Source organism: Streptomyces sp. NPDC107581 (assembly GCF_055657175.1).
Window position 1 is genome coordinate 297,139 of the sequence record NZ_JBVKBH010000008.1, and the last position, 25,248, is coordinate 322,386.

At 71.2% G+C, this 25,248-nt stretch carries 23 protein-coding genes and 2 tRNA genes; 14 read left to right on the top strand and 11 right to left on the bottom strand.

The window, feature by feature from the left end; all coding sequences use genetic code 11:
• Nucleotides 1–3: 3 nt before the first annotated feature.
• Both ACZ7P3_RS22690 and ACZ7P3_RS22695 read right to left on the bottom strand, forming a co-directional pair.
• Nucleotides 4–525, bottom strand: a complete 522-nt coding sequence (locus ACZ7P3_RS22690; RefSeq protein WP_472084385.1) for an NUDIX hydrolase — start codon at nucleotides 523–525, stop codon at nucleotides 4–6.
• A complete protein-coding gene (locus ACZ7P3_RS22695; protein ID WP_472084387.1) occupies nucleotides 522–1,988 on the bottom strand; it encodes a zinc-dependent metalloprotease in 1,467 nt (488 codons plus the stop codon). The genes ACZ7P3_RS22690 and ACZ7P3_RS22695 overlap by 4 nt, the downstream gene beginning before the upstream one ends.
• A 192-nt stretch (nucleotides 1,989–2,180) precedes the next feature.
• Here ACZ7P3_RS22695 and ACZ7P3_RS22700 point away from each other — a divergent pair, with 192 nt between their 5' ends.
• The 4 genes from ACZ7P3_RS22700 (at nucleotide 2,181) to ACZ7P3_RS22715 (ending at nucleotide 5,714) form a co-directional block, all read left to right on the top strand.
• Complete coding sequence (locus ACZ7P3_RS22700) at nucleotides 2,181–3,293, top strand: SDR family oxidoreductase (RefSeq protein WP_472084389.1); 1,113 nt, start codon at nucleotides 2,181–2,183, stop codon at nucleotides 3,291–3,293.
• Nucleotides 3,294–3,789: 496 nt separating this feature from the next.
• Nucleotides 3,790–4,251, top strand: coding sequence for a molybdenum cofactor biosynthesis protein MoaE (locus ACZ7P3_RS22705; RefSeq protein WP_472084391.1), 462 nt, complete (start codon nucleotides 3,790–3,792; stop codon nucleotides 4,249–4,251).
• Between the two features lie 140 nt (nucleotides 4,252–4,391).
• Entirely contained in the window at nucleotides 4,392–4,565 is a 174-nt protein-coding gene (locus tag ACZ7P3_RS22710; RefSeq protein WP_472084393.1) for a hypothetical protein, read from the top strand.
• A 51-nt stretch (nucleotides 4,566–4,616) separates the two neighbouring features.
• Nucleotides 4,617–5,714 (top strand): YlbL family protein, encoded by a 1,098-nt coding sequence (locus tag ACZ7P3_RS22715; protein ID WP_472084395.1) that lies wholly within the window; start codon nucleotides 4,617–4,619, stop codon nucleotides 5,712–5,714.
• A 72-nt stretch (nucleotides 5,715–5,786) separates the two neighbouring features.
• Here the strand turns inward: ACZ7P3_RS22715 and ACZ7P3_RS22720 are convergent, their stop codons facing one another.
• The gene (locus ACZ7P3_RS22720; RefSeq protein WP_472084397.1) at nucleotides 5,787–6,329 is read right to left on the bottom strand and encodes a PPA1309 family protein; all 543 of its coding nucleotides are present in this window, start codon (nucleotides 6,327–6,329) and stop codon (nucleotides 5,787–5,789) included.
• Nucleotides 6,330–6,493: 164 nt separating this feature from the next.
• On the opposite strand from ACZ7P3_RS22720, the gene ACZ7P3_RS22725 reads away from it, so the two are divergent.
• The 4 genes from ACZ7P3_RS22725 to ACZ7P3_RS22740 all read left to right on the top strand — a co-directional run bounded on the left by ACZ7P3_RS22725 (nucleotide 6,494) and on the right by ACZ7P3_RS22740 (nucleotide 12,063).
• Entirely contained in the window at nucleotides 6,494–9,373 is a 2,880-nt protein-coding gene (locus ACZ7P3_RS22725) for a UPF0182 family membrane protein (protein ID WP_472084600.1), read from the top strand.
• 41 nt (nucleotides 9,374–9,414) lie between these two features.
• A tRNA-Met gene (locus ACZ7P3_RS22730) sits at nucleotides 9,415–9,488 on the top strand.
• Between the two features lie 206 nt (nucleotides 9,489–9,694).
• On the top strand, nucleotides 9,695–11,506 hold the full coding sequence (locus ACZ7P3_RS22735; RefSeq protein ID WP_472084399.1) for a tetratricopeptide repeat protein: 1,812 nt from the start codon (nucleotides 9,695–9,697) through the stop codon (nucleotides 11,504–11,506).
• Nucleotides 11,507–11,989: 483 nt separating this feature from the next.
• Nucleotides 11,990–12,063: transfer RNA gene (locus ACZ7P3_RS22740), tRNA-Met, on the top strand.
• A 143-nt stretch (nucleotides 12,064–12,206) separates the two neighbouring features.
• Here ACZ7P3_RS22740 and ACZ7P3_RS22745 read toward each other — a convergent pair.
• The gene (locus tag ACZ7P3_RS22745; RefSeq protein ID WP_472084401.1) at nucleotides 12,207–12,623 is read right to left on the bottom strand and encodes a Fur family transcriptional regulator; all 417 of its coding nucleotides are present in this window, start codon (nucleotides 12,621–12,623) and stop codon (nucleotides 12,207–12,209) included.
• Nucleotides 12,624–12,784: 161 nt separating this feature from the next.
• Here ACZ7P3_RS22745 and ACZ7P3_RS22750 point away from each other — a divergent pair, with 161 nt between their 5' ends.
• The gene (locus ACZ7P3_RS22750; RefSeq protein ID WP_472084403.1) at nucleotides 12,785–14,236 is read left to right on the top strand and encodes a catalase; all 1,452 of its coding nucleotides are present in this window, start codon (nucleotides 12,785–12,787) and stop codon (nucleotides 14,234–14,236) included.
• A gap of 152 nt (nucleotides 14,237–14,388) precedes the next feature.
• Here the strand turns inward: ACZ7P3_RS22750 and ACZ7P3_RS22755 are convergent, their stop codons facing one another.
• The 3 genes from ACZ7P3_RS22755 to hisN form a co-directional block, all read right to left on the bottom strand.
• Nucleotides 14,389–14,784, bottom strand: a complete 396-nt coding sequence (locus ACZ7P3_RS22755; protein ID WP_472084405.1) for a CBS domain-containing protein — start codon at nucleotides 14,782–14,784, stop codon at nucleotides 14,389–14,391.
• Nucleotides 14,785–15,063: 279 nt separating this feature from the next.
• Entirely contained in the window at nucleotides 15,064–16,161 is a 1,098-nt protein-coding gene (locus ACZ7P3_RS22760; RefSeq protein ID WP_472084407.1) for a PP2C family protein-serine/threonine phosphatase, read from the bottom strand.
• A 438-nt stretch (nucleotides 16,162–16,599) separates the two neighbouring features.
• Nucleotides 16,600–17,400, bottom strand: a complete 801-nt coding sequence (gene hisN, locus ACZ7P3_RS22765) for a histidinol-phosphatase (protein ID WP_472084409.1) — start codon at nucleotides 17,398–17,400, stop codon at nucleotides 16,600–16,602.
• Nucleotides 17,401–17,671: 271 nt separating this feature from the next.
• On the opposite strand from hisN, the gene ACZ7P3_RS22770 reads away from it, so the two are divergent.
• Nucleotides 17,672–18,277 carry a TetR/AcrR family transcriptional regulator gene (locus tag ACZ7P3_RS22770; protein ID WP_472084602.1) on the top strand — a complete coding sequence of 202 codons (606 nt, stop codon included), beginning with the start codon at nucleotides 17,672–17,674 and terminating at the stop codon, nucleotides 18,275–18,277.
• 160 nt (nucleotides 18,278–18,437) lie between these two features.
• Here ACZ7P3_RS22770 and ACZ7P3_RS22775 read toward each other — a convergent pair whose 3' ends face one another.
• The 4 genes from ACZ7P3_RS22775 to ACZ7P3_RS22790 form a co-directional block, all read right to left on the bottom strand.
• Nucleotides 18,438–18,761, bottom strand: coding sequence for a DMT family transporter (locus ACZ7P3_RS22775; RefSeq protein WP_472084411.1), 324 nt, complete (start codon nucleotides 18,759–18,761; stop codon nucleotides 18,438–18,440).
• Nucleotides 18,762–18,845: 84 nt separating this feature from the next.
• Nucleotides 18,846–19,898, bottom strand: coding sequence for a ribosome small subunit-dependent GTPase A (gene rsgA, locus ACZ7P3_RS22780; RefSeq protein ID WP_472084413.1), 1,053 nt, complete (start codon nucleotides 19,896–19,898; stop codon nucleotides 18,846–18,848).
• 16 nt (nucleotides 19,899–19,914) lie between these two features.
• On the bottom strand, nucleotides 19,915–21,249 hold the full coding sequence (aroA, locus tag ACZ7P3_RS22785) for a 3-phosphoshikimate 1-carboxyvinyltransferase (RefSeq protein WP_472084415.1): 1,335 nt from the start codon (nucleotides 21,247–21,249) through the stop codon (nucleotides 19,915–19,917).
• A gap of 28 nt (nucleotides 21,250–21,277) precedes the next feature.
• Nucleotides 21,278–22,000 (bottom strand): M50 family metallopeptidase, encoded by a 723-nt coding sequence (locus ACZ7P3_RS22790; RefSeq protein ID WP_472084417.1) that lies wholly within the window; start codon nucleotides 21,998–22,000, stop codon nucleotides 21,278–21,280.
• A gap of 103 nt (nucleotides 22,001–22,103) precedes the next feature.
• Here ACZ7P3_RS22790 and ACZ7P3_RS22795 point away from each other — a divergent pair, with 103 nt between their 5' ends.
• The 4 genes from ACZ7P3_RS22795 (at nucleotide 22,104) to rsrA (ending at nucleotide 25,043) form a co-directional block, all read left to right on the top strand.
• Entirely contained in the window at nucleotides 22,104–22,919 is an 816-nt protein-coding gene (locus ACZ7P3_RS22795; protein ID WP_472084419.1) for an SOS response-associated peptidase, read from the top strand.
• Nucleotides 22,920–23,064: 145 nt separating this feature from the next.
• Complete coding sequence (locus ACZ7P3_RS22800) at nucleotides 23,065–23,730, top strand: alpha/beta hydrolase family protein (RefSeq protein ID WP_472084421.1); 666 nt, start codon at nucleotides 23,065–23,067, stop codon at nucleotides 23,728–23,730.
• Between the two features lie 306 nt (nucleotides 23,731–24,036).
• A complete protein-coding gene (locus ACZ7P3_RS22805; protein WP_472084423.1) occupies nucleotides 24,037–24,744 on the top strand; it encodes a sigma-70 family RNA polymerase sigma factor in 708 nt (235 codons plus the stop codon).
• On the top strand, nucleotides 24,741–25,043 hold the full coding sequence (gene rsrA, locus ACZ7P3_RS22810) for a mycothiol system anti-sigma-R factor (RefSeq protein ID WP_472084425.1): 303 nt from the start codon (nucleotides 24,741–24,743) through the stop codon (nucleotides 25,041–25,043). The genes ACZ7P3_RS22805 and rsrA overlap by 4 nt, the downstream gene beginning before the upstream one ends.
• Nucleotides 25,044–25,248 lie beyond the last annotated feature (205 nt).

Below are 25,248 nucleotides of genomic sequence, written 5' to 3' on the forward strand. Positions count from 1 at the left end.
CGTTCAGAGCCTGGCGCGGGTCGCGTCGAGCAGGCGTACGACGGACTCGTCCGCCACGCCCGCCACCTCGTCGTAGGCGAACCAGCGCACGTCCAGCGACTCGTCGCTGATCGCGTGGGCGGCGTCGCGCGGGGCCAGCGCCGCGTACTGCACATCGAAGTGCCAGTGGCACGGCGCCGGGATCGGATGCCGGTCCAGGCGCACCGGGCCGCCGGGCAGCAGCGTCAGCCCGGCGATGCCCGACTCCTCCGCCGCCTCGCGCAGGGCCGCCGCGGCCACCGAGAGGTCGCCCGGCTCGCAGTGGCCGCCCATCTGCAGCCACATCCGCAGCTTCTTGTGCAGCGTGAGGAGCACGCGGTCGCGCTCGGGGTCGATGACCAGGGCGCTCGCCGTGACGTGGCCGGCCTGGCAGGCCTTCCACATGCCGTCCGGGTGGGCGGCCAGATGATCCAGATAGGCCTGGCGCAGGTCCTCCTGGTCCTCGTACCCCTTCAGCACGAGGAGCGCGTCGTCGTACAGGCTCACTCGGCGTCGTCGCCCTTGGTCTCGCCCTCGCGCCCGGTCTCGTCGTCGCCCCGGGGGTTGCCGTCGTCCTTCTTGTGCAGGTCCGGCTTGCCGGCCGCCTCGCCGAGCATCTTGTCCAGCTCGGAGAAGTCCAGCTGCTCACGGTGCACGAAGCCGTCCGGGTCGTCCAGGTCGGTGGCCGTCGGCAGCATGTCCGGGTGGGCCCACAGGGCGTCCCGGCCGTCGACCCCGCGCGCGTCCGTGAGCGAAGCCCACAGGCGGGAGGCGTCGCGCAGCCGGCGCGGGCGCAGCTCCAGGCCGATCAGCGTGGCGAAGGTCTGCTCCGCCGGACCGCCGGTGGCGCGGCGGCGGCGCAGGGTCTCGCGCAGGGCGTCGGCGGACGACAGACGCGGCTTCGCGGCCGCGTGGACCACCGCGTCCACCCAGCCCTCGACGAGTGCCAGGGCGGTCTCCAGACGGGCCAGGGCAGCCTTCTGCTCGGGCGTGTCCTCCGGCTGGAACATGCCCTGCTGGAGGGCGTCCTGCAGCTGCTCCGGGTTCTGCGGGTCGAACTGGCCGACCACGTCCTCCAGCTTGGCCGTGTCGACCTTGATGCCGCGCGCGTACCCGTCGACCGCGCCGAACAGGTGCGAGCGCAGCCACGGCACATGCGCGAACAGGCGCTGGTGGGCGGCCTCGCGCAGGGCCAGATAGAGCCGGACCTCCTCCTTCGGCACGCCGAGGTCCTTGCCGAACGCCTCCACGTTGGCCGGGAGCAGCGCGGCCTTGCCGACCGGGCCCAGCGGCAGGCCGATGTCGGTCGAGCCGACGACCTCGCCCGCCAGCACGCCGACGGCCTGCCCGATCTGCGTGCCGAACATGGCGCCGCCCATCGAACGCATCATGCCGATCAGCGGGCCCGCCATGGCCTGCATCTCCTCCGGCAGGACATCGCCCATGGCCGCGCCGACCCGCTCGGCGACCGGGTCCACCAGCTCCTGCCACGCGGGCAGGGTCGCCTCGACCCACTCCGCACGCGACCAGGCGACAGCCGAGCCGGCACCCGACGGCAGGGACGTCGCATCGTCCAGCCACAGGTCGGCCAGGCGGACCGCCTCCTCGACCGCGGAACGCTCGGCGGTGCCGACGCTCGCGTCCTTCACGCCGTCCGGGGTGCCCTGGGCGACCGTCTGGCGGGCGATCTGCTTGGCCATGTCCCAGTTCACCGGGCCGCCCTCGTAGGAGAGCATCTGGCCCAGCTGCTGGAACGCGGCACCCAGGTCGCTGGGGTTCAGGGAACCGAACATCGCTGCGAGCGGATTGTCGGCGCCGGGGCCGCCAAAGCCTCCGGCTCCGGACAGCCCGAAACCGAACGGGTTGGCCGGTCCCTGCCCACCACCGCTCTGCTGGTCCTTCTTCTTGCCCTCGTCGCCGTCTTCCGGCTCCTCCGGCGGAAGGCCGAATCCGAATGGGGTGTCACTCACGGGATTCCTCGGCTGGTAAGGCCACCGGTTTCTCTCCGGCGGCGCGGCTGCCCGACAACACCACCCAGCGTAGACACCCGAACCCGATCGGGCCTCGGTGCTTCGCCCACGCAAGGGCTGCGGCAGGATGGATGCACCTGGTACGTACGCGTCACTCGCGCCCGTACTGAAGACAACCGCTGGAGACGCCCGGTGAGTTCCCCAGATCCGCAGGTTCGCGCAGCGCGAAACCCTTCAACCCCTCCCGCCCTGCGCGGGCCCGTCGTCGCGGTCACCGGCGCCGCCACCGGGGTCGGTGCCCTGCTCACCGAGCGACTTGCCGCCTGCGAGGAGATCAAGCAGGTCGTCGCGATCGACGAGCGGCGCGGGGAGTGCGCGGGCGCCCAGTGGCACATCCTCGACGTCCGCGATCCGGCGATCGCGGACAAGCTGCGGGGCGCGGACGTGGTGGTGCATCTGGCCGTCGACCTGGACCTCGGCAGTGACGCCGCCGCGCGGACCGCTTACAACGTCCGGGGGACGCAGACGGTGCTGACCGCCGCGGCGGCGGCCGGGGTGCACCGGGTCGTGCTGTGCACCTCCGCGATGGTCTACGGGGCGCTGCCGGACAACGAGCTGCCCCTGTCGGAGGACGCGGAGCTGCGGGCCACGGCCGAGGCCACCGGCGTCGGGGACCTGCTGGAGATCGAGCGGCTGGCGCGGCGCGCTCCGCGGGCGCATCCCGGGCTGAACGTCACCGTCGTGCGGCCCGCCGTGCTGGTCGGAGGCACGGACACCGCGCTCACCAGGTACTTCGAGTCGCCTCGGCTGCTGGTGGTCGCCGGGTCGCGGCCGGCCTGGCAGTTCTGCCACGTCGAGGACCTGTGCAGTGCCATGGAGTACGCCGTCCTGGAGAAGGTCGACGGAGAGCTGGCCGTGGGCTGCGACGGGTGGCTGGAGCAGGAGGAGGTCGAGGAGCTGAGCGGGATCCGGCGGATGGAACTGCCGTCGGCGGTCGCGCTGGGCGCTGCCGCCCGGCTGCACCGGATCGGGCTCACTCCGTCGCCTGCCGGGGATCTGGCGTACACGATGTACCCCTGGGTGGTCAGCGGGAGCCGGCTGCACGACGCCGGGTGGCGGCCGGGGTGGACCAACGAGGAAGTGCTCGCCGAGCTGCTGGAGGAGGTCTCCGGGCGGCATACGGTGGCCGGGCGGCGGCTGGGGCGCAAGGATGCGACGGCGGCCGGGGCCGCGGGGGCGACGGTGGCGCTGCTGGGCGCTGCGGCGGTGGTACGGCGGGCTCGGAAGGCTCGACGGAGGATCTGAGCCGCCGAGAACGGGGCCGGCCGTGAGCCAGGAAGCCGGCCGTGAGCCGCGAAGCCGGCCGTGGGCCAAGGGGCTCGGCCTTTTGAACCCGGCCAAGGGGCTCCGCCCCTGGAACCCCGCCAGGGGGCTCCCGCCCCCTGGCCCCCCGGCCCATGCCCACCCACCACCCGACTCGGTCGGCTGAGAGCCCGGCCCGCTCTCCGACTCGGTGGGCCGAGGAGCCGGCCTGCTGTTCGGCTCATCCGCCGAGAGGCCGGCCTGCTGTTTGATTCGGTCCGCCGAGAGGCCGGCCTGCTGTTCGGCTCGGTGGGCCGAGGGGGCCAGCCCGGTTTCCGGCTCGGCCTGACGAGAAGCCGGCCCGCTGTGCGGATCGGTCGGCTGGGGGCGGTCGTGTCGGGTGTACCGCGGCGGCTGTAGGAGGCTCCAAACGGCGGCGGGTGTGTGCCTGGTGAAAGTCGTATTCCGGGATGTCGTGGGCGTGCGGCACCATGGGGGCATGGCACCCACGAACGATCACCCCGGTGAGCAGGCGGCGCAGGACCCGATCAAGCTGATCGGTGTCCGGGAGACCACGCTGTCCGTGGACGAGGTGTTCCAGGCCGTCGGGGACGACGCCGCGGGTGGCATCGCGCTGTTCGTCGGGACCGTGCGGAACCATGACTCGGGTGCCGACGTCGATGCGCTCGGATACTCCTGCCATCCCAGCGCCGAGGCCGAGATGCGGCGGATCGCCGAGAAGGTCGTCGCCGAGTATCCGGTGCGGGCGCTGGCCGCGGTCCACCGCGTGGGGGACCTCCGGGTCGGAGACCTCGCCGTCGTCGTCGGCGTGTCGTGCCCCCACCGCGGCGAGGCCTTCGAGGCGTGCCGCAGACTCATCGACGACCTGAAGCACGAAGTGCCCATATGGAAGCACCAGAAGTTCTCCGACGGGACCGAGGAGTGGGTCGGCGCCTGCTGACCGCAGCCGTACCGTCCGTCACCCTCGGCCCGGCAACCCCTCCGGTTGCGTAACCCACCCCCTCGCGTGAGCGTTGTCGGTGCAGATGGTTAATCTGCTGATCAGTCAGTCGCGGACGCTCATGGGGTTGGGAGGTCGGCATGGCGGCACTCGCCTGGTTGCTGATACCGCTGGTGGCTGCGGTCGGTGCCGGTCTGTGGGGCAGCTGGGCCAACCGGACACGGAAGGCACGCAGCGACGGACCCGAACTGGACGGGTACGCGCGGTTCCGTGAGGCCATGGAGAAGTCCCCTCCGGGTGCGCGCGGCGCCTGACGGGGGTGGCCCTGACGGTGCGCCGACAGAGGCGTCCCGTACTGTCGTGACATGCCACGCCGCACCGCGACGATGCTCGCCTCCACCCTGATGCTGATCGCGCTCCTGTGCGCGGGAGTGCTCATCCCCGTGCCGTACGCGGAGATGTCCCCGGGCCCGACCGTGAACACGCTGGGCGACCACCAGGGCGAGCCGGTGCTGCAGATCACCGGGCACAAGATCTACCCGACGGACGGGCATCTGAACATGACGACCGTCCGGGTCACCAGTGCCGACTACCGGATGAACCTGGTCGAGGCCGTCTACGGCTGGCTGGCGCACGACAGCAAGATCGTCCCCCACGACACCCTGTACCCGGACGGCAAGACCGAGCAGCAGTCCACGCAGGAGAACGCCGAGGAGTTCAGCCAGTCCCAGGAGAGCGCCAAGGTCGCCGCCCTGAAGGAGCTGGCCATCCCGGTGAAGTCCTGGGTGATCGTCTCCACCGTCGTCAAGGACTCCCCGGCCGAGGGCAGGCTGCACGCCGGAGATGTGATCAAGGCCGTCGACGGTGCGGCGGTCAAGCAGCCCTCCGACGTCGCCAAGCTCGTCACCAAGCACAAGCCGGGGCAGAACGTCGTCTTCACCGTCGTCCCCGCCAAGGAGCAGGCGGCCGCCGAGAAGGAGAACAGGACGGCGACCAGGACGCAGGACGTCACCATCACGACCAGGACCTCCGACGACAGCGGCGCCAAGCGGGCCGTCGTCGGGATCTCCGCCGGGACCGATCACACCTTCCCGTTCAGCATCGACATCAAGCTCGCCGACGTCGGCGGCCCCAGCGCCGGTCTGATGTTCGCGCTCGGCATCTACGACAAGCTCACCCCCGGCAACCTCACCGGCGGCAGGTTCGTCGCCGGCACCGGCACCATCGACGACAACGGCACGGTCGGGCCGATCGGCGGCATCGAGATGAAGACCGTCGGCGCACGCAGCAGGGGCGCCCAGTACTTCCTGACGCCCGCCGACAACTGCGCGGCCGCGGCCAAGGACACCCCGGGCGGGCTCACCCTGGTCAAGGTCAAGACCATCGACGACGCTCTCGGCGCGCTCAAGGACATCCGCAGCGGGAACACCGCCGCACTGCCGAAGTGCACCACCAAGGGCTGACCGACCGGCCCCGGTACGCGGCTGGGGGCGCCCCCGAAGGCAGGGGCGCCCCCATCGCCGTACCTCCGGGGATCAGTCCTCGAACGTCGCCTTCAGGGCCTCCGCCAGGCCCGGGATCAGGTCGGGGCCCGTCAGGACCTCCGTGGCGGAGTCCTTCTCACGCAGGCGCAGTGCCGAATCGCGGCTGCCGTCGCGCAGGACCGCGACCGTCATGCGGACCTCCTGGCGCTCGGGGTGGCCGGCCACCCATTTGGCCAGCTTGGCCTCGCTCAGGCCCTGCGGGACCTGCGCCTCGGCCGACGGAGGCAGCATCATGCGCTCCACCGTGAGCGCGCAGCCGACCACCGCATCCGGCCAGGCGATGGTGCCGAGGAACTCGTCGAGCGGCTTGTCCGTTGGAACCTCGTCCTGCTCGATCGGGGTGAGACCGGAAGTCTCGGGCTCGTCCTCCAGGCCGAGCTGGGCGGCGAGCGAGGGTTCCTGGGCTCGCAGCCGTGCGGTGTCTACGAGGGCGAAAAGGCGTGCGGGCTGGTCCCAGCCGAGGCCGGAGGCGTACTCGTCGATCTCGAGTACGGCCCGGGTGAGCGGGCTCGCTGCCATGGGAGTGTTGGACATGGTCACAATCCTGCCTCGTTCCCGCCCGGAACCGGGAACCGAGTAAACCGTCAGTAAGTTGCATAGGTGTGGGCCCGCGATCACGGGGGGCCACGGCGGGCCCGCGAACACGGGGGTCTGACGGATCGACAGCGAACTTCGAGGTGCGCACCTTGGCTTTCCAGATGCCGGACCGCGGTGGAGGCCCGACGGGACCGCGGATCAGAGCGGGCCGCCCGTCCCGGCGCGCCCGGACCCTGCTCATGACCCTGGGCGTCCTTGCCGTCCTCGGCATGGCGTTCACCATGTTCGCGGGCTTCTGGACGGACTGGCTGTGGTACCGGTCGGTGCACTACTCGTCCGTGTTCACCACCACCCTGTGGACCAAGATCGGGCTGTTCTCCGTCTTCGGCCTGCTCATGGCCCTGGCCGTGGGCTTCAACATCTGGCTCGCGCACCGGCTGCGGCCCCCGCTGAGCGCCATGTCCATGGAGCAGCAGAGCCTGGACCGCTACCGGATGGGCATCGCGCCGTACAAGACGTGGCTGCTGCTCGCCGTCACCTCCCTCGTCGGCCTGATCGCGGGTGCCTCGGCGGCCGGCCAATGGCGCACCTGGCTGATGTGGGTCAACGGCGTGCCCTTCCACCAGAAGGACCCGCAGTTCCACCTCGACGTCTCCTTCTACGCCTTCGAGCTGCCCTGGTACCGGTTCCTGCTGGGCTTCGGCTTCGCCACCGCGATCCTGTGCCTGATCGCGGCCGCGCTCACCCACTACCTGTACGGCGGGCTGCGCGTCACCAGCCCCGGCGCACGCGCCACCGCCGCCGCGACCGGGCACCTGTCCGTGCTGCTCGGCATCTTCGTGGCGCTGAAGGCGGTCGCCTACTGGCTCGACCGGTACGGCCTCGCCGTCAAGTCCAGCGACTTCAAGGCGACCGGCAACTGGACCGGCCTGCGCTACGTCGACGCGAACGCCTACCTGCCGGCCAAGACGATCCTGTTCTGCATCGCCGTCATCTGCGCGCTGCTGTTCTTCGCGACCCTGTGGCGGCGCACCTGGCAGCTGCCCGTCATCGGCTTCGGCCTGATGGTCCTGTCCGCGATCCTGATCGGCGGCCTGTACCCGGCCATCGTGCAGAAGTTCCAGGTGCAGCCCAACGAGCAGGCCAAGGAAGCCCCGTACGTCCAGAAGAACCTCAAGGCGACCCGTGAGGCGTACGGCATCGACGACACCAAGGTCACCGAGTACGCGGGCAAGTCCTCCACCACGGACAAGACCAAGTTGCGCGACCAGGTCGACGACACGGCCAGCCTGCGCATCATGGACCCGAACATCGTCTCCCCGACGTTCCAGCAGCTCCAGCAGATCCGGAACTACTACGGGTTCCCGACCAACCTCGACGTCGACCGGTACCCCAAGGACGGCAAGGACCAGGACACCGTCATCGGTCTGCGCGAGCTGAACCTGGACGGCATCCCGAAGAACAACTGGATCAACGACCACTTCCGCTACACGCACGGCTACGGCGTGGTCGCCGCCAAGGGCACCGAGGCCGACGACGAGGGCCGCCCCGTCTTCACCGAGAAGAACCTGCCGTCCAAGGGCGACCTGCCCCCGTACCAGCAGCGGATCTACTACGGCGAGAAGACCAGCACGTACTCGATCGTCGGCGGTCCCCAGAAGGAGATCGACTACTCCGACGACCAGGGCGAGAAGACCACCAGCTACACGGGCAAGAGCGGGGTCAACCTCGACAACCCGATCAACCGGGCCGCGTACGCGGTGGCGTTCAACGAGCCGCAGATCCTCTACTCCGGCGCGATCGGCAAGGGCTCGCGGATCCTGTACAACCGCACGCCCAAGGAGCGCGTGGAGGCGGTCGCCCCCTGGCTGACCATCGACGGCGACGCCTATCCGGCGGTCGTGGACGGCCACATCCAGTGGATCGTCGACGCGTACACGACGACGAACGGCTATCCGTACGCCTCCCGTACGACCCTCGGTGACACGACGGCGGACTCGCTGACCGCCACCAACAACTCGCGCACCGTGGTGGCCCAGCAGAACCAGGTCAACTACATCCGCAACTCGGTCAAGGCGACCGTCGACGCGTACACCGGCGACGTCAAGCTGTACCAGTGGGACACCAAGGACCCGGTGCTGAAGACCTGGATGAAGGCATTCCCCGGCACGGTCAAGCCCCGCAGTGACATCTCGCCGTCCCTGCGGGCCCATCTGCGCTACCCGCAGGACCTGTTCAAGGTCCAGCGCGAGCTGCTCACCCGCTACCACGTGACGGACGCGCAGACCTTCCTCAGCGGCAGCGAGGTGTGGCAGGTCCCGGACGACCCGACCAACGACTCCGGCAGTGCGGTGCCGCCGTACTACCTGAGTATGAAGATGCCGGACCAGAGTGCCCAGGCGTTCTCGCTGACGACGACGCTCACCCCGAACGGGCGGGACAACCTGAGCGCCTTCATGGCGGTCGACTCCGATCCCCGCACGAGCGACTACGGCAAGATCAGAATCCTGAAACTGCCGACGAGCACCACCGTCGACGGGCCCAAACAGGTCCAGAGCCAGTTCAACTCCCAGGCCGACATCGCCGAGGCCATCAGCCTGCTGAGCAGAGGCCACTCCAAGGTCGAGTACGGCAACCTGCTGACCGTGCCGCTGGACGGCGGCCTGCTGTATGCGGAGCCGGTCTACGTCCGCGGCGGCGAACTCAAGTACCCGTTGCTGCGCAAGGTGTTGGTCACCTACGAGGGCAAGACCGCCTTCGAGAACACCCTGGACGAGGCGCTCAACAAGGTGTTCGGTGTGCGGGGTCCGGCCACCCCGCCGGAGACCGGCAACAACCCGCCCGACACCGGCAATCCGACGGTCAGGCAGGCGCTGGACGACGCCCAGAAGGCCTTCGACGCAGGGCAGAAGGCCCTGCAGCAGCCGAAGCCGGACTGGACCGCGTACGCCAAGGCCCAGGACGACCTGGAGGCCGCACTGAAACGGGCCGAGGAGGCGCAGGCCAAGGCGGACAAGATCACCGGGGGAAAGAAGAGCTGATCAACTCCCCTCCGCGCCGTGGTACTGTTACAGAGCAACGGCGCGGGGTGGAGCAGCTCGGTAGCTCGCTGGGCTCATAACCCAGAGGTCGCAGGTTCAAATCCTGTCCCCGCTACTGAAGTCGAAGGCCCGGATCCTTACAGGGATCCGGGCCTTCGTGATGTGCGAACTCATGTGCAGACGGGAGAGACGGCCGCGCCGCCGTGGGGAGTTGGGCGAACTGTGTTTGACTTATCTCTCTGTGGGCATGTCGACAAAACGCTGAAGTGACCTCACGGGCTGCGGTATACCGGGTGTACCCAGGTTGCAGGTGGTGCGACGATGGACGTTATGGGGGATAGGGCAACTCTGTTCGAGTCAGGGCGTTTTGTGAGGCCCTCGGATGAGGAGCCGACCCGCGACGAGATGAGCGACATGGGGGAAGCCGCCGACGAGGTACGTCTCAGGCTCGCCGCGGAGACCGGCGACACCGAGGCCACCAGCGTTCTCGGAGCCGTGCTGCTGCGCCGCGGCGACCTCGACGGAGCCGAGCCCCATCTGCGGGCCGCCACCGCGGCCGGGGACCGCGCCGCCGCCAACAACCTGGGTGTCCTGCTCCACCAGCGCGGCTACGCCGAGGAGGCCGCCGGCTGGTGGCGGATCGCCGCCGTCGCCGGTTCGGCCGCCGCGGCGCACGCGCTGGGCCGGCACCACCGCGAACGCGGGGACGAACCCGCCGCCGAGTACTGGCTGCGCCAGTCCGCCGAACAGGGTCATGTGCTGGGCGCCTACGCGCTCGCCGATCTGCTGGAGCACCGCGGGGACACCGGCGCCGAGCACTGGATGCGGGTTGCCGCCGAACGCGGGCACCGTGAGGCCTCCTACCGGCTGGCGCGCGCCCTCGACCGCAGGGCGGCGCACGAGGAAGAAGCCGGGGCTGACAACGCTGTCGAGGAGATCGAGCAGTGGTACCGGCAGGCCGCGGCGCGCGGCCACCGGCGGGCCGCACTGCATCTCGGGGCGATCCTGGAAAAGCGCGGGGACCTGAAGGAAGCCGGCCGCTGGTACCTGACCTCCGCCAAGGACGGCGAGCCGCGCGCCGCCTGCGCGCTCGGGTTCCTGCTGCGGGACGCCGGGGACACCGAGAGCGCGGCCGTGTGGTGGCTCAGGGCCGCGCAGGACGGCGACGGCAACGCGGCCAACGCGCTGGGCGCGCTGCACGCCGAGCGCGGGGAGACACAGACCGCCGAGCGCTGGTACCGGGCGGCGCTGGACGCCGGGGACGACAACGGGGCCTACAACCTCGGGCTGCTCTGCGCCGAGCAGGGCCGGACCGCGCAGGCCGAGCAGTGGTACCGGCGCGCCGCGTACGCCGGACACCGGGAGGCGGCGAACGCGCTGGCCATCCTGTTGCTGCAGGGCGGCGACACGACCGGGGCCGAGCCCTGGTTCTCCAAGGCGGCCGAGGCCGGGAGCGTGGACGCGGCGTTCAACCTCGGGATCCTGCACGCCGGGCGCGGCGAGGAGGCCGTCGCCCTGCGGTGGTACGAGCAGGCGGCCGCCGCCGGTCACACCGAGGCCGCCCTCCAGGTCGGCATCGCCCGGCTGCGCGAGGGTGATGAACGGGAGGCCGAACGCCATCTGCGCTGCGCGGCGGGCGGCGGCAGCGCGGAGGCCGCGTACCGGCTGGCCGCCGTGCTGGACGCGCGCAGGCCGCCGGATCCCGCACACGAGCTGGGCGAGATCGTGCACGAGAAGACCGAGTGCGAGGAGTGGTACGAGCGGGCCGCGACCCAGGGGCACCGGCGTGCGCAGGTGCGGGTCGGCATGCTCGCGGCGGCCCGGGGGGACGTGGTCGAGGCGGCGCGCTGGTACCGGGAGGCGGCCGAGGCCGGCTCGCGCAACGGGGCGTTCAACCTGGGGCTGCTGCTGGCCCGGGAGGGGAGCGAGCCGGAGGCGGCGGTGTGGTGGACGCGGGCCGCGGACGCCGGGCACGGTCGGGCGGCGCTGCGGCTGGCCCTCGTCTACGCGCGTCGCGGCGAGCTCGCGGAGGGGCAGAAGTGGGCCGACCGGGCGGTCGCGCTGGGGCCGGCCGAGGTCGCCGAGCGGGCGGGGCGCTTGCGGGACGCACTGCGGGAGGAACTTTCCGCGTGAGCTGTGACCTGTCAGCTGTGACCTGTCAGCTGTGACCTGTCAGCTGTGAGCTGTGAGCTGTGAGCTGTGAGCTGTGAGCTGTGAGCTGTGACCGTGAGCTGTGAGGCGGGTGCGGCTGTGTGGTGCGGCTGCGTGGAGGCCTGTGCTGCGGCCGAGGGCGGTGGCGTCCGGGGTGGAGCGGGACGGTGGTGCCTGGGGCGGACCTGGGTGGTGGCGTCGAGGAAGAGTCTCCGTGTGGGCCGTGTGGGCCGTCTGGTGCCCTGTCCGCACCTGTGCCGCAGCCGGCCGGAGAGGGGAACGCCGGCCCGACCCGCCAGGGGTGTCGCTGTGCTGGGCCTTGGCAGGGCATGTCGCCGTGCTGGGCCTCGGCGGAATGCGCTCCGTCTGCCCGCCCGTCGCGGTCGGCCGATGAGTGACCCCGGCCACTCGCCGCCAATCGATTTGCTTCCGCGGGCTTCCCTCGCGTAATGTCGTGTTCACCGACGCGGGGTGGAGCAGCTCGGTAGCTCGCTGGGCTCATAACCCAGAGGTCGCAGGTTCAAATCCTGTCCCCGCTACTGAAGGCCGAGGGCCGGAATCCAGAAATGGATTCCGGCCCTCGGTGCGTTTGCGAGAGGCGCGAAGCGAACAAGCGCGGCCCAGACCAAAAAAAGGGGGGCTCGCGCCCCCCTGTGCCACGCTCCGCAGCGCCCCCGCCGCGTCACGCCCCAGCACAGTTCGGGCACAGGCCCCTGTAGGTCACCTCGACGTCCGAGACCGTGAAGCCGAAGCGCTCCGTGTCGGGGAGGTCGGCAAGCGGGTTGCCGTTCGGGTGCACGTCACGGATCGCGCCGCACTGGGCGCAGACCAGGTGGTGGTGCGGCCGGTGCGCGTTCGGGTCGTAGCGCTTGGCGCGCCTGTCCGTGGTGACCTCGAGCACCTCGCCGAGGGAGACCAGCTCGCCCAGCGTGTTGTAGACGGTCGCCCGCGAGATCTCCGGCAGCTTCGCGACCGCGCGCGCGTGGACCTCGTCGGCCGTCATGTGCACGTGTTCGCCGTCGAGGACCTCGGCCACGACGCGCCGCTGCGCGGTCATCCGCCATCCGCGTCCGCGCAGCCGTTCCAGAAGGTCGCTCATGCAGACCAGCCTAACAGCAGGGAGACCAGGTTCCGAATGGGTGTGACTTTGGAACTTCATTTGACTTGGACTAAGTCCAATGTAGGATCAAGCCCGGATTTGGTCAAAGGACAGGGCCGGTCGGTGATCAGGACCGGTGGGCAAGGACGCAGGAGGCGCACGTGACGCAGGGACCGCTCACTACGGAGGCCGGGGCTCCGGTGGCCGACAACCAGAACAGCGAGACCGCAGGCGTCGGCGGCCCGGTGCTCGTACAGGACCAGCTCCTCCTGGAGAAGCTGGCCCACTTCAACCGTGAGCGCATCCCGGAGCGGGTGGTGCACGCCCGCGGCGCCGGGGCCTACGGCACCTTCACGGTGACCGCCGACGTCACGCCGTACACGCGCGCCGCGTTCCTCTCCGAGGTCGGCAAGGAGACCGAGGTCTTCCTGCGCTTCTCGACCGTGGCCGGCAATCTGGGCGCGGCGGACGCCGTCCGTGACCCGCGCGGCTTCGCGCTGAAGTTCTACACCGAAGAGGGCAACTACGACCTCGTCGGCAACAACACCCCGGTCTTCTTCATCCGGGACGCGATCAAGTTCCCGGACTTCATCCACACCCAGAAGCGCGACCCGTACACGGGCAGCCAGGAGGCGGACAACGTCTGGGACTTCTGGAGCCTGAGCCCGGAGAGCACCCACCAGGTGACCTGGCTGTTCGGCGACCGCGGCATCCCGGCGTCCTACCGCCACCTGGACGGCTTCGGCTCGCACACCTTCCAGTGGAACAACGGGGCCGGCGAGGTCTTCTGGGTCAAGTACCACTTCAAGACCGACCAGGGGATCAGGAACCTCACCGCCGAGGAGGCCGGGATCCTCGCGGGCGCGGATCCCGACTCCCACCAGCGCGACCTGCGCCAGGCGATCGAGCGCGGCGAGTTCCCGAGCTGGACGGTGGGCGTGCAGATCATGCCGGCGGCCGACGCGGCGGCCTACCGCTTCAACCCGTTCGACCTGACCAAGGTGTGGCCGCACGCGGACTACCCGGTCGTCGAGATCGGCAAGCTGGAGCTGAACCGCAACCCGCAGAACGTCTTCGCCGAGGTCGAGCAGTCGGTGTTCTCGCCCGCGCACTTCGTCCCGGGCATCGGTCCGTCGCCCGACAAGATGCTCCAGGGCCGTCTGTTCGCGTACGGCGACGCGCACCGCTACCGCGTCGGCATCAACGCCGACCACCTGCCGGTGAACCGCCCGCACGCCACCGAGGCGCGCACCCACTCCCGCGACGGCCACCTCTACGACGGCCGGCACGGCGGAGCGAAGAACTACGAGCCGAACAGCTTCGGCGGGCCTGCCCAGACCGGCCGTCCGCTGTGGCAGTCCGTCTCCGTCGGCGGTGCCACGGGCAACCGTCCGACCCCGGTGCACGCCGAGGACGACGACTTCGTGCAGGCGGGCGACCTCTACCGGCTGATGTCGCAGGAGGAGCAGGAACGCCTGATCGCCAACCTGGCGGGCTCGATCGCACAGGTCTCCCGCGAGGACATCGTGGAGCGGGCGATCGGGAACTTCCGCGCCGCGGACGCCGACTTCGGCAAGCGGCTGGAGGCGGCGGTCCGGACACTGCGCGGCTGATCAGCAGGTACTGCCTGCCTGTACTGCCCAGTACTGCCGGCGCTGTCTGTGCGGCCAGTACTGCCGGTACCGACATTGCCGAAATTGCCGCCATTGCTGCCGGTACCGCCCGGGCGGGCTGGATCCTGTGGGGTCCGGCCCGCCCGGCGTGCTCAGAGCGCGGGAGCCGGCTCCCGGACCGGGGCCCAGCAGCGGATGATGTCGCGGACCGAGACGATACCGACGGGCTCGCCGCGGTCGAGGACGACCAGATGCCGGAAGCCGCCGTGCGCCATGGCCCGGGCCGCCTCCTCCAGAGTCCAGGTCGGAGCGGCGAAGACGACGTCGGTGGTGGTGTGGGCGTGGGTGCGCTCGGTGTCCGGGTCCTGTCCCAGGCCGACGGAGTTGAGGATGTCGCGCTCGGTGAGGATGCCGATGCCGCCGGCGTCGGGGTCGAGGACCACGGCGGCGCCGACGCGGCGGGCGGACATCCGGGCGGCTGCCTGGCGGAGGGTGTGGGCGGGGCCGACGGTGAGGATCACTGTGCTCATGGCGTCGCGGACGAGCATGGCTGGAGCCACCTCCTACGGATCTCCGGCATATGCGGTCCGGCGCCGGAGTCGCCTCTGAGGGACTGCACAAGTTCACAAGTGGGGGTGCCCTCAGGGTGACAGGTAAAGCAGAGGTCAACAAGAGGGCGCGCGAGGCCCATTGAGGGCGTGCGCAGCTTTCCCGTGATGCTCAGTAGCGCCCTTATGGAACCGGCGCACCAGGGGGGTGCGGTGGTGTTCCGCGCCCCACTGGTGACCTGTGCCGTTGCGGTCGACGCCCGTCGTCGCCGGTCGTCGTCACCCCGCGTCTGCCCCACCGGAGGGCGACTGGGGCGGCCCGTCGAACCGGTCGGCCAGGATCATCGCCACATCGTCCGCCAGGTCGCCGCCGGTGTGACGGATCAACGCCTGGTGCAGTTGCTCCAGGAAGTCCGGTGGGGCGGGGCCGGCGCCTATCCCCTCCATGGCCTGCGGCAGGTCGAAGAATTCGCCTTCGCGGTTGCGGGCCTCGATCACGCCGTCGGTGTACAGCAGCAGACGGTCACGGGGGACGAACGCATAGCTCTCCGGCTTGTCGGGGAGGTCGGCGACGAGGTCTTCGAGGCCGAGGGGCGGCGACGGCAGGCTCGGCATCAGCGGCGCGGCCGTGCCGTGGTGCAGCAGCAGCGGCGGTGGATGTCCACGGTTGACCAGCTGCACCACGGGTTCGTCCGGCACCTGCGCGATGAGCGCCGTGGTGAACCCCTCCAGCAGGACCTCCTGGCCGAACGCACCCGGCACGGCGACCTCCCGTCGCAGCGCGGCCGAGCAGCGGTTCATGACCTCCACCAGGTCGTCCTCGTAGTGCACGGCTTCCCGGAACGCACCCAGCGCCACCGCGACGGCTCGCACCGCGGACAGCCCCTTGCCCCGTACGTCCCCGACGATCATCCGGACGCCGTACCGCGTCTGCACGGCCTCGTAGAGATCACCGCCCACCCGTGCCCCCGTCCCGGCCGCAAGGCACAGGCTGCCGGCCGACACGGGGCCCAGTCGCGCGGGCACGGGCCTCAGCACGACCTCCTGGGCCGTCACGGCGATCCGGTGGACCTGGTCGAGCTCTCTCTGCCGGCGTTCCTGCACGGCACGGCTGATGACGAAACCGGCAACCGAAACCAGGGCCAGAGCAAGGAAATTGGTGTAGACCTGCAGGGTTCCCCATGCCCCGTTACAGGTCGCGGTGATCACGCTGATCGCCAGCGCGAGGGCCGCCGCCGCGGTGGTGCCCTTGGGCCCCAAGGTCACTGCCGCCAGCGCCGGGACCGCGGTGAGAAAGGGGCCGGTGTAGATGAAGTGCGCAGGCGTGAGCTCGATGACCAGCACGGCCAGCGCGATCAGATAGGGCACACACTGCATCAGTGTGAAGAGGATCCGGTTGTGATCGCCTGCTCCTGGCAACGGGGATGAGCGCCAGAGCGACTTCATGCACCAAGCCTGCCTCGCCGCAGCACACGGCTCCACCCCGCCGGCCGCCCCGGGCAGGCCGGCGACCGGCCGACCCCTGTGCAGCGGGCCGACGATTCTCCCTCTGAGCTGCCCGAACGCGGGAGGCATCGCCATCGGGGGCGGCCTGGGGGACATCTTCCAGGCCTCATCCCGGGCGGGTGCCCGGCAGCCACGGCGGGTGCCCGGCAGCCACGGCGAGTGCCCGGCAGCCGCGTCGACCGGCGAGAAGCGGACGCGGGAGGCGGTGGACCGGGCCCTTGAGGGCGGCCCGGCCACCGATGACGGCCCCACGACGGCCCGGAGGTCCCGAAGAATCAGGGAAACGAGCAGGTCAGGGCGTGAGCAGGGTCAGTAGCGCCCTTGGAGATACCCCAGCAGCTCGTCGTGCAGCAGTCCGTTGGACGCGGCCGCGTTGCCGCTGTGCGGGCCCGGGCGGCCGTCGAGGCCGGTGAAGCTGCCGCCGGCCTCGGTGACGATGATCGAGTTGGCGGCCATGTCCCAGAGCGACAGCTCCGGCTCCGCGCAGATGTCGACCGAGCCTTCGGCGACCATCATGTAGGGCCAGAAGTCGCCGTACGCGCGCGTGCGCCACACCTCGCGGGTGAGGTCGAGGAACCCCGGCAGGCGGTCCTGCTCCTCCCAGCCGCTGAGCGAGGAGTACGCGAAGGAGGCGTCCGCCAGCTTGCCCACGCGGGAGACGTGCATACGGCTCGCGGAGGACAGGCTGCGGCCCGTGAAGGCGCCGTGGCCCTTCGCGGCCCACCAGCGGCGGCCGAGGGCCGGGGCCGAGACGACGCCGACGACGGGCTGGTAGCCGCCCTCGGCCGCCTCCGTCAGGGAGATGAGCGTCGCCCAGACGGGGACGCCCCGGACGTAGTTCTTGGTGCCGTCGATCGGGTCGATCACCCAGCGGCGGGGGCCGGTGCCCTCGACGCCGTACTCCTCACCGAGGACGGCGTCCCGGGGGCGGGCCCGCTGGAGCTGGCCGCGGATGAGTTCTTCCGCCGCCTTGTCGGCTTCGCTCACCGGGGTCATGTCCGGCTTCGTCTCCACCTTCAGATCGAGGGCCTTGAAGCGGGCCATGGTGGCGGCGTCGGCCGCATCGGCGAGGACATGGGCGAGACGGAGGTCATCGTGGTAGTCCGGCATGTGACGAACGGTATCTGCCGTGGCCGATTCGGGGCTACAGGGGGCCGTGACGGCGGGGCGCGCGTCGGCCGGGCCGGACGCGGCTCCCCGTGACCGCGAAGGTCCTGCGGCCACCGCGGCCGGGGCGGCCCGCAGGTCCGCGGTGGGGCGCCGGCCGAGGGGCGGGGGCGCCGTGGCCGAAGCGCGCCCCCTCGTACGCCCGCGAACCCTTGACAGTGCATGTATGCGCGTCAAACCTGGGCGCAGAGCCGCTCGCCCCAGGGAGGCGATGATGCCTGCAGCCCGGGAGTCCCTACTCGACGCCGCCTGTACGGCCCTTGCGCGCCGGCCGTGGTCCGCCGTACGGATGGTCGACGTGGCCGCGGCGGCCGGAGTGTCCCGACAGACGCTGTACAACGAGTTCGGGAGCAAGGAAGGACTGGCCAGGGCGTTGGTGCGGCGGGAGGCCGACGGCTATCTCGCCGGGGTGGAGCGGGCGCTCGCCACAGGCACCGACCCGCGTGCCCGGCTCACCGCCACCGCCGAGTGGATGGCGTCGGCCGCCCGGGACAACGCGCTGGTGCGGGCCATGATCACCGGCTGCTGGAGCGAGCGTCTGCCCGCGCCGACGCTCGCCGCCGTGCCGTCCTCCACCACCGTGCCCGCGCAGCGCCGGGCGGACGGGCCCCTGCCCTCGCCCGGCGACTTCGTGCGGATCGTGCGGGACCGGGCGGTGACGGTGCTGGGCGGACCCGACCCCGCCAAGGCCGACGGCTCCGAGCTCGTACGGTCCTGTGAGCACGTCGTGCGGCTCGCCCTGTCCTGCGTGGCCGCGCCGCCGGGGGAGGGCGGCATCGCCGAGCTGGTGCGCGACGCGCTCCCCGGACAGCTGGTCTGACACGCCGTTCCGGGCGGCCCGGACTCGCCGGCCCGAAGGTGGTCCCGGCGGAGCTGCCCGCATTCACCCCGGTCCGGAGGCGGTCCCGGCGGAGCCGGCCGGACTCGTCCCGGTCCGGAGGCGGTGAAAGCTTTCCGCGGGTGCGGTCGGCGGTTCGAGGCTAGTGGGCGGAGCCCGACAGCTGGAGGCCGATGACGCCGACGATGACCAGGGAGATCGAGACGATCTTCAGGGTGGACACCAGGTCGCCGAGGAAGATCATGCCGTAGATCGCCGTGCCCGCCGCGCCGATCCCGGTCCACACGGCATACGCGGGGCCGACGTCGAGCTTCTTCAGCGAGAGGGTCAGCAGACCGAAGCTGCCCAGCGCGAAGGAGGCGAAGGCGATCGTCGGCCACAGGCGGGTGAACCCGTGCGAGAGCTTCAGGCACACGGCGAAACCGGTCTCCAGAATCCCGGCCACGACGACCAGCAGCCACGCCATGCGCTGTCCTCCCGTAGGTCCGGATCACCGGCTCGGTGCGAGTATGCACTTACCGGACTCGGGCCCCGGCAAACAACGCAGTGCTCAGTCGCCTTCCCTGCGCTCCCGCGTGGCCAGCAGCCGGCGCAGCGAGTACAGCCGCGCGGGGTCCGCATGGCCCTCCTCGACCCAGGTGTCCAGCGCACAGTCCGGCTCGTCGTGGCTGCACGCGCGCGGACAGCCCTCCGTGCCCGGCTCCAGATCGGGGAACGCGTGGATCACCCGGGACGGTTCGATGTGCGCGAGGCCGAAGGAGCGCACGCCCGGGGTGTCGATGACCCAGTCCCCGCCGCCCTCGGCCCCGCTCGCGCCGGAGGTGGCGGTGCCCCCGCGGCCGGCGAGGGGAAGGGCGAGGGCGGAGGTGGTGGTGTGCCGGCCGCGGCCCGTCACCGCGTTCACACGACCCGTCGAACGACGGCGCTCCTGGGGTACCAGCGCGTTGACCAGGGTCGTCTTGCCCACACCCGAGTGACCCACGAACGCGGTGATCCTGCCGTCCAGGTGGGTGCGCACCCGGTCCGCCGCGTCGCCGTTCTCCAGTTCCTCACGGCTGGTGACGACGTACGGGATGTCGAGGGCGCCGTACAGCTCCAGCAGTTTGTCCGGCGGTGCCAGGTCCGACTTGGTCATCACCAGCAGCGGCTCCAGACCTCCGTCGAAGGCCGCGACCAGACAGCGGTCGATCAGGCGCGGGCGCGGCTCGGGGTCGGCGAGCGCCGTGACGATCGCCAGCTGGTCGGCGTTGGCGACGACCACCCGCTCGAAGGGATCGTCGTCGTCGGCCGTGCGGCGCAGCACCGAGCTGCGCTCCTCGATGCGCACGATCCGCGCGAGCGTGTCCTTCTTGCCGGACAGATCGCCGACCAGGGCCACCCGGTCGCCCACCACGGCGGCCTTGCGGCCCAGTTCGCGGGCCTTCATCGCCATGATCGTGCGGTCGCCGACCAGGCAGGTCAGCCGGCCCCGGTCGACGGTGAGGACCATGCCCTCGGCCGCGTCCTCGTGCTTGGGCCGGATGTTCGTACGCGGCCGGTTGCCCTTGCGGTTGGGACGAGTGCGGATGTCGTCCTCGTCGGTGTGCTTGCCGTAGCGGCGCATGGTCCCGGTCCGCCCGTCAGTTCCCCAGCATCCCGGTCCACAGATCGGGGAAGTCGGGCAGGGTCTTCGCCGTCGTCGCCACGTTCTCGATCTGCACATCCTCGACCGCCAGGCCGATGATCGCACCGGCCGTCGCCATGCGGTGGTCCTCGTAGGTGTGGAAGACGCCGCCGTGCAGCGCGCGCGGGCGGATGTGCAGGCCGTCGGCCGTCTCGGTGACGTCGCCGCCGAGTTCGTTGATCTCCTTGGTGAGCGCGGCCAGCCGGTCCGTCTCGTGCAGCCGCAGATGGGCCACGCCGCGCAGGGTGGAGGGGGAGTCCGCGAGGGCGGCCACCGCCGCGATGCCCGGGGTCAGCTCGCCGACGTCGCCGAGGTCGACATCGATGCCGTGGACGGCACCGGAGCCGGCGAACTCCAGCCCGTACTCGGTCAGTTCGCAGGAACCGCCCATCTCGGTGAAGATCTCGCGCAGCCGGTCGCCCGGCTGGGTGGTGCGGGCCGGCCAGTCCGGGATCAGCACCTTGCCGCCGGTGACCAGGGCCGCCGCCAGGAACGGCTGGGCGTTCGACAGGTCCGGCTCGATCGTCAGGTCCCGGCCGAGCAGCGCGCCCGGCGTCACCCGCCACACGTTCGGCTCGCCGCCCGACTCCGGGGTGTCCACCTGGGCGCCGACCGCGCGCAGCATGTCCACGGTCATCCGGATGTGCGGCAGGGAGGGGAGGCTCGCTCCGGTGTGGCGGACCTCGACACCCTGGTTGAAACGGGGGCCCGACAGCAGCAGCGCCGACACGAACTGGGAGGACGAGGAGGCGTCGATCGACACCGGGCCGCCGTCCAGCGCCCCGCCGCCGTGCACGGTCAGCGGCAGCGTGCCCCGGCCGTCGTCGTCGATCCGGGCACCGAGCACGCGCAGCGCGTCGATCACGCCGTTCAGCGGGCGCTCGTACGACCGCGGGTCCCCGTCGAACCGGACGGGACCGTCGGCCAGCGCGGCCACCGGCGGCAGGAAGCGCATCACCGTGCCGGCGTTGCCGACGTCGACCGTGGCGGGACCGTGCAGGCCGGTGGGGAGCACGCGCCACGCCTCGCCGGAGCCGCCCGGGCCGCCCGAGGAGCTGGAGGACACCGTCTCCTCGATCTCCACGCCCATGGCCCGCAGGGCGCCGGCCATCAGCAGCGTGTCGCGGGAGCGCAGCGGGCGGCGCAGCCAGCCGGGCTCGGAGGCGAGGGCGGCGAGGACGAGGGCGCGGTTGGTCACCGACTTGGACCCGGGCACGTGGACCGTCGCGTCGACGGCTCCGCTCGCGTGCGGGGCGGGCCAGAGGGCGGGGTGGGCGGTGTTCGGGGCCATGGGGCCACCTTATAAGGAGGGCCCGGTGTCAACCTTCCAGCAGCCAGCGGCCCCCACCGATCACACAGCACAGGGACACCGCGTGGAACAGGAACAGCCACAGTCCCGCGGGAACGTGCGTCAGCCGCGAGAGCTGGTCCGCGTCCGAGTCGCCGGCCCGGCCCCGGACCCGCTTGGCCTGGAGCTCGAAGGGCGGCCGTACGCCGCCGAACAGCAGGAACCACACCACCGCGTACGCGAAGGCCGCCTGCACCTGGGGGCCGGCCAGCCAGGACACCAGCAGGAAGGCGCCTCCGGCCAGGACCACGGTCAGGACCCCGTACGCGTTGCGGATCATCACCAGCATCGCCACCAGCAGGGCCGTCGCCGCCCACAGCAGCAGCGTGATGCGGCCCGCGGCCAGCAGGGCGGCGCCGCCGAGGCCCAGCAGCGAGGGCGCCGTGTACCCCGCGGCCGCCGTGAGGATCATGCCCAGGCCGTACGGCTTGCCCCGGCTGACCGTGAGGCCGCTGGTGTCGGAGTGCAGGCGTATGCCCGTCAGCTGCCGGCCGGTGAGCAGGGCCACCAGCCCGTGGCCGCCCTCGTGGGCGATCGTGACGGCGTTGCGGGAGACGCGCCAGAGGGCGTGCGGGACGACCGCGGCGAGCGCGGCCGCGGCGGTGGCGAGCACCACCCACACCTGGGGGTCGGGCTGGGTGCCGGTGAGCCGGTCCCACAGGTCGGGCAGCGCGGTGGCGGCGAGGCTGTCCATGTCCGGAGATGGCTCCCTGTCGTCGAGATCGGCGACGGCGGTGCGATGCGCCGCCGTCGGGGGTGGTGGTCGGAGGGCGGGTGGGCCTGGCAGTGTGGCACGTATGTGCGGACGGTATGCATCCAGTCGTAGGCCCGAGGATCTCGCAGGAGTCTTTGAGATCGAGACGTGGCAGCCCGAGGAGACCTTGGAGCCGGACTACAACGTGGCTCCGACCAAGGAGGTCTACGCCGTCCTGGACCGTCCTCTGAAAGACGCGCCCGAGCCGCGGCCGGTTCGGCAGCTGCGGAAGCTGAAGTGGGGACTGGTGCCCTCCTGGGCCAAGACCCCCGAGGGCGGCGCCCGGATGATCAACGCGCGCGCGGAGACCGTGCACGAGAAGCCGGCCTACCGGCGCGCCTTCGCCGCCCGGCGCTGCATCCTGCCCGCCGACGGCTACTACGAGTGGGTCACCGGCACGCAGGAGCGGGAGCTGGAGGCCGAGGGGAAGAAGAAGCGGCCGCGCAAGCAGCCCTACTTCGTGCTGCCCGCCGACGGCTCGGTGTTCGCGATGGCCGGGCTGTACGAGTTCTGGCGGGACCGGACCCTGCCCGACGACCACCCGCAGGCCTGGTGGGTCACCTGCTCGGTGATCACCACGGAGGCCGAGCGGACCGCGCTGGCCGTCGCCCCCGCCGAGGGCCCGCACTCCCTCGCCGACATCCACCCCCGCATGCCGCTGATGCTCACCCCGGACCGCTGGGACGCCTGGCTGGACCCGAGCCGCACGGACCCGGACGACCTGCGTGACCTGCTGGCCCCGCCAGGACCCGGCCTGATGCGCGCGTACCCGGTCTCCACCGCGGTCAGCAACGTCCGCAACAACGGTCCGGAGCTGCTGAAGGAGCTGGAGGCGCCCGAAGAAGGCACACTCTTCTGACGTGAGACAGGCTTCCGGGGCGGCGGAGGGTTCTGACGTGAGACAGGGTTCCAGGGCGGCGGAGGGTTCCGACGTGACACAGGGTTCCGAGGCGGCGGAGGGGTCTGACGTGACACAGACTGCCGACGTGACACGGGGTTCTGACATGACACAGGGTTCTGACGTGACACCGGCCTCCGGTGTGACCCGGGAGATGACCGAGACCGAGGCCGGACCTGCCCGCATCACCTGGCACCGGGCGGAGCGGCCCCGGCTGGTGCTGGCCGTGAGCCACGGGGCCGGGGGCGGCATCGAGGCGCGCGACCTCGAGGCGCTCGCCCGGGTGCTCCCCGGGCACGGCGTGAGCGTGGCCCTCGTCGAGCAGCCCTGGCGGGTCGCGGGCAAGAAGGTCGCGCCCGCGCCGAAGACCCTGGACACCGGCTGGCGCGGCATCTGGCCCGCGCTCGCCGCGCCCGGCCTGCCGGTCGTCTCCGGCGGCCGCAGCGCCGGCGCCCGGGTTGCCTGCCGGACCGCCGCCGAGCTGGGGGCGCACGCCGTGCTCGCGCTGAGCTTCCCGCTGCACCCGCCGGGCAGGCCGGAGAAGTCCCGCGCCGGCGAGCTGCTCGGCGCCGGGGTGCCGACGCTGGTCGTCCAGGGCGGGAACGATCCCTTCGGGAAGCCGGAGGAGTTTCCCGAGGGCCCGTACGAGCTGGTCGAGGTGGCGTACGGCGATCACGGTTTCGCCGTGCCGAAGCGTGCGCGGATCAGCCAGGACCGGGCGCTGGAGATCATCACCGAGAGTGTCGTGAAGTGGGTCGCGTCACTCGGGTGAGGCCCGGGAATGCTGCGCGGCGGAGTGCTGTTGTGGCGGACACAAGTGCTGAAGCACCGGCACCGACGTCGTGGAGAGGAAGTCCGCCGCATGGGTTCGACCATCTGCCCGTCCGTCGCCCGCCACCCCGTGGACGGGCTTCGCCCGGCAGAGTCCGATTCGGGCCGCAACAGCCGCACTGACCTGGAGTGGACGGTACTGCGTGCGGCCAAGCCCGCTCCTATTCGGGCGGCGGCGGGCACGGGTCGTGTTCTATCCTCCGAAACGAGTGGGGCCGGTCTCGGTCCCGCCCGGGATCTTGAGGAGGTGGGTCCGGTCACTGGGACCGACGCAGGGACCGACAACGGCCAGGCGGAGCTGCCCGAGGGCCAGGGCACGAGTGCGCGCCCGGAGCCGGAGACCGGCTCCGAGTCGACCGCGCAGCGCAGTGCGCGCTTCGAGCGGGACGCGCTCGAGTTCCTCGACCAGATGTACTCGGCCGCGCTGCGCATGACGCGCAACCCGGCCGATGCCGAGGACCTGGTGCAGGAGACGTACGCCAAGGCGTACGCGTCCTTCCACCAGTTCCGCGAGGGCACCAACCTCAAGGCGTGGCTGTACCGGATCCTCACCAACACCTTCATCAACTCGTACCGCAAGAAGCAGCGCGAGCCTCAGCGCAGTGCGGCCGAGGAGATCGAGGACTGGCAGCTCGCGCGTGCCGAGTCGCACATGTCGACCGGTCTGCGCTCCGCCGAGTCGCAGGCGCTCGACCACCTGCCCGACTCGGACGTCAAGGAAGCACTGCAGGCGATCCCCGAGGAGTTCCGTATCGCCGTCTATCTCGCGGACGTAGAGGGCTTTGCGTACAAGGAGATCGCGGACATCATGGGGACACCCATCGGTACGGTGATGTCCCGGCTGCACCGGGGCCGCCGTCAACTGCGCGGCATGCTGGAGGACTACGCCCGTGAGCGCGGGCTGGTACCGGCCGGCGCCGGAGAGTCGGACGAAGCGAAAGGCTCGGGCTCATGAGCTGCGGAGAGCCGCACGAGACGGACTGCAGTGAAGTCCTCAACCATCTGTACGAGTTCCTCGACAGCGAGATGCCGGACGTCGATCGTGACAAGTTCCAGCACCACTTCGAGGAATGCTCTCCGTGCCTGGAGAAGTACGGCCTGGAGCAGGCCGTGAAGAAGCTGGTCAAGCGGTGCTGCGGGCATGACGACGTGCCCGCCGACCTGCGCGCCAAGGTCATGGGGCGGATCGATCTGATCCGTTCCGGCCAGACCGTCCCCGAGCACGACGTGACGGTCACGCCGCAGGAGAGCTGAGCCGCCCGGCTCGCCGAAGCCAAAGCCGGGTGCCGAGCCGCCCGGCCCGTGCTCGCCGAAGCCGGATGCCGAGCCGTCCGGCCCGTGCCCGCCGGGGCCGGGAGCGGAGCCGTTCGAACCGCCGGGGCCGGGGGCCGACCCGTCCGACCCGTCCGGCCTGCCGGAGCCGGGCGCCTGCCGTCACCCGAACGTGCTAATCCTCGGG

Excerpts from the sequence above, each read along its gene's own strand:
- aroA (WP_472084415.1), bottom strand. The coding sequence starts at position 21,249 with ATGGCCCCGAACACCGCCCACCCCGCCCTCTGGCCCGCCCCGCACGCG.
- ACZ7P3_RS22725 (WP_472084600.1), top strand. The coding sequence starts at position 6,494 with ATGCCGGACCGCGGTGGAGGCCCGACGGGACCGCGGATCAGAGCGGGC.
- ACZ7P3_RS22760 (WP_472084407.1), bottom strand. The coding sequence starts at position 16,161 with ATGCAGTGTGTGCCCTATCTGATCGCGCTGGCCGTGCTGGTCATCGAG.
- ACZ7P3_RS22710 (WP_472084393.1), top strand. The coding sequence starts at position 4,392 with ATGGCGGCACTCGCCTGGTTGCTGATACCGCTGGTGGCTGCGGTCGGT.
- hisN (WP_472084409.1), bottom strand. The coding sequence starts at position 17,400 with ATGCCGGACTACCACGATGACCTCCGTCTCGCCCATGTCCTCGCCGAT.
- ACZ7P3_RS22770 (WP_472084602.1), top strand. The coding sequence starts at position 17,672 with ATGCCTGCAGCCCGGGAGTCCCTACTCGACGCCGCCTGTACGGCCCTT.
- ACZ7P3_RS22755 (WP_472084405.1), bottom strand. The coding sequence starts at position 14,784 with ATGCTCGTCCGCGACGCCATGAGCACAGTGATCCTCACCGTCGGCCCC.
- rsgA (WP_472084413.1), bottom strand. The coding sequence starts at position 19,898 with ATGCGCCGCTACGGCAAGCACACCGACGAGGACGACATCCGCACTCGT.
- ACZ7P3_RS22800 (WP_472084421.1), top strand. The coding sequence starts at position 23,065 with ATGACACAGGGTTCTGACGTGACACCGGCCTCCGGTGTGACCCGGGAG.
- ACZ7P3_RS22705 (WP_472084391.1), top strand. The coding sequence starts at position 3,790 with ATGGCACCCACGAACGATCACCCCGGTGAGCAGGCGGCGCAGGACCCG.
- ACZ7P3_RS22775 (WP_472084411.1), bottom strand. The coding sequence starts at position 18,761 with ATGGCGTGGCTGCTGGTCGTCGTGGCCGGGATTCTGGAGACCGGTTTC.
- ACZ7P3_RS22720 (WP_472084397.1), bottom strand. The coding sequence starts at position 6,329 with ATGTCCAACACTCCCATGGCAGCGAGCCCGCTCACCCGGGCCGTACTC.
- ACZ7P3_RS22745 (WP_472084401.1), bottom strand. The coding sequence starts at position 12,623 with ATGAGCGACCTTCTGGAACGGCTGCGCGGACGCGGATGGCGGATGACC.
- ACZ7P3_RS22715 (WP_472084395.1), top strand. The coding sequence starts at position 4,617 with ATGCCACGCCGCACCGCGACGATGCTCGCCTCCACCCTGATGCTGATC.
- ACZ7P3_RS22790 (WP_472084417.1), bottom strand. The coding sequence starts at position 22,000 with ATGGACAGCCTCGCCGCCACCGCGCTGCCCGACCTGTGGGACCGGCTC.
- ACZ7P3_RS22735 (WP_472084399.1), top strand. The coding sequence starts at position 9,695 with ATGGACGTTATGGGGGATAGGGCAACTCTGTTCGAGTCAGGGCGTTTT.
- rsrA (WP_472084425.1), top strand. The coding sequence starts at position 24,741 with ATGAGCTGCGGAGAGCCGCACGAGACGGACTGCAGTGAAGTCCTCAAC.
- ACZ7P3_RS22795 (WP_472084419.1), top strand. The coding sequence starts at position 22,104 with ATGTGCGGACGGTATGCATCCAGTCGTAGGCCCGAGGATCTCGCAGGA.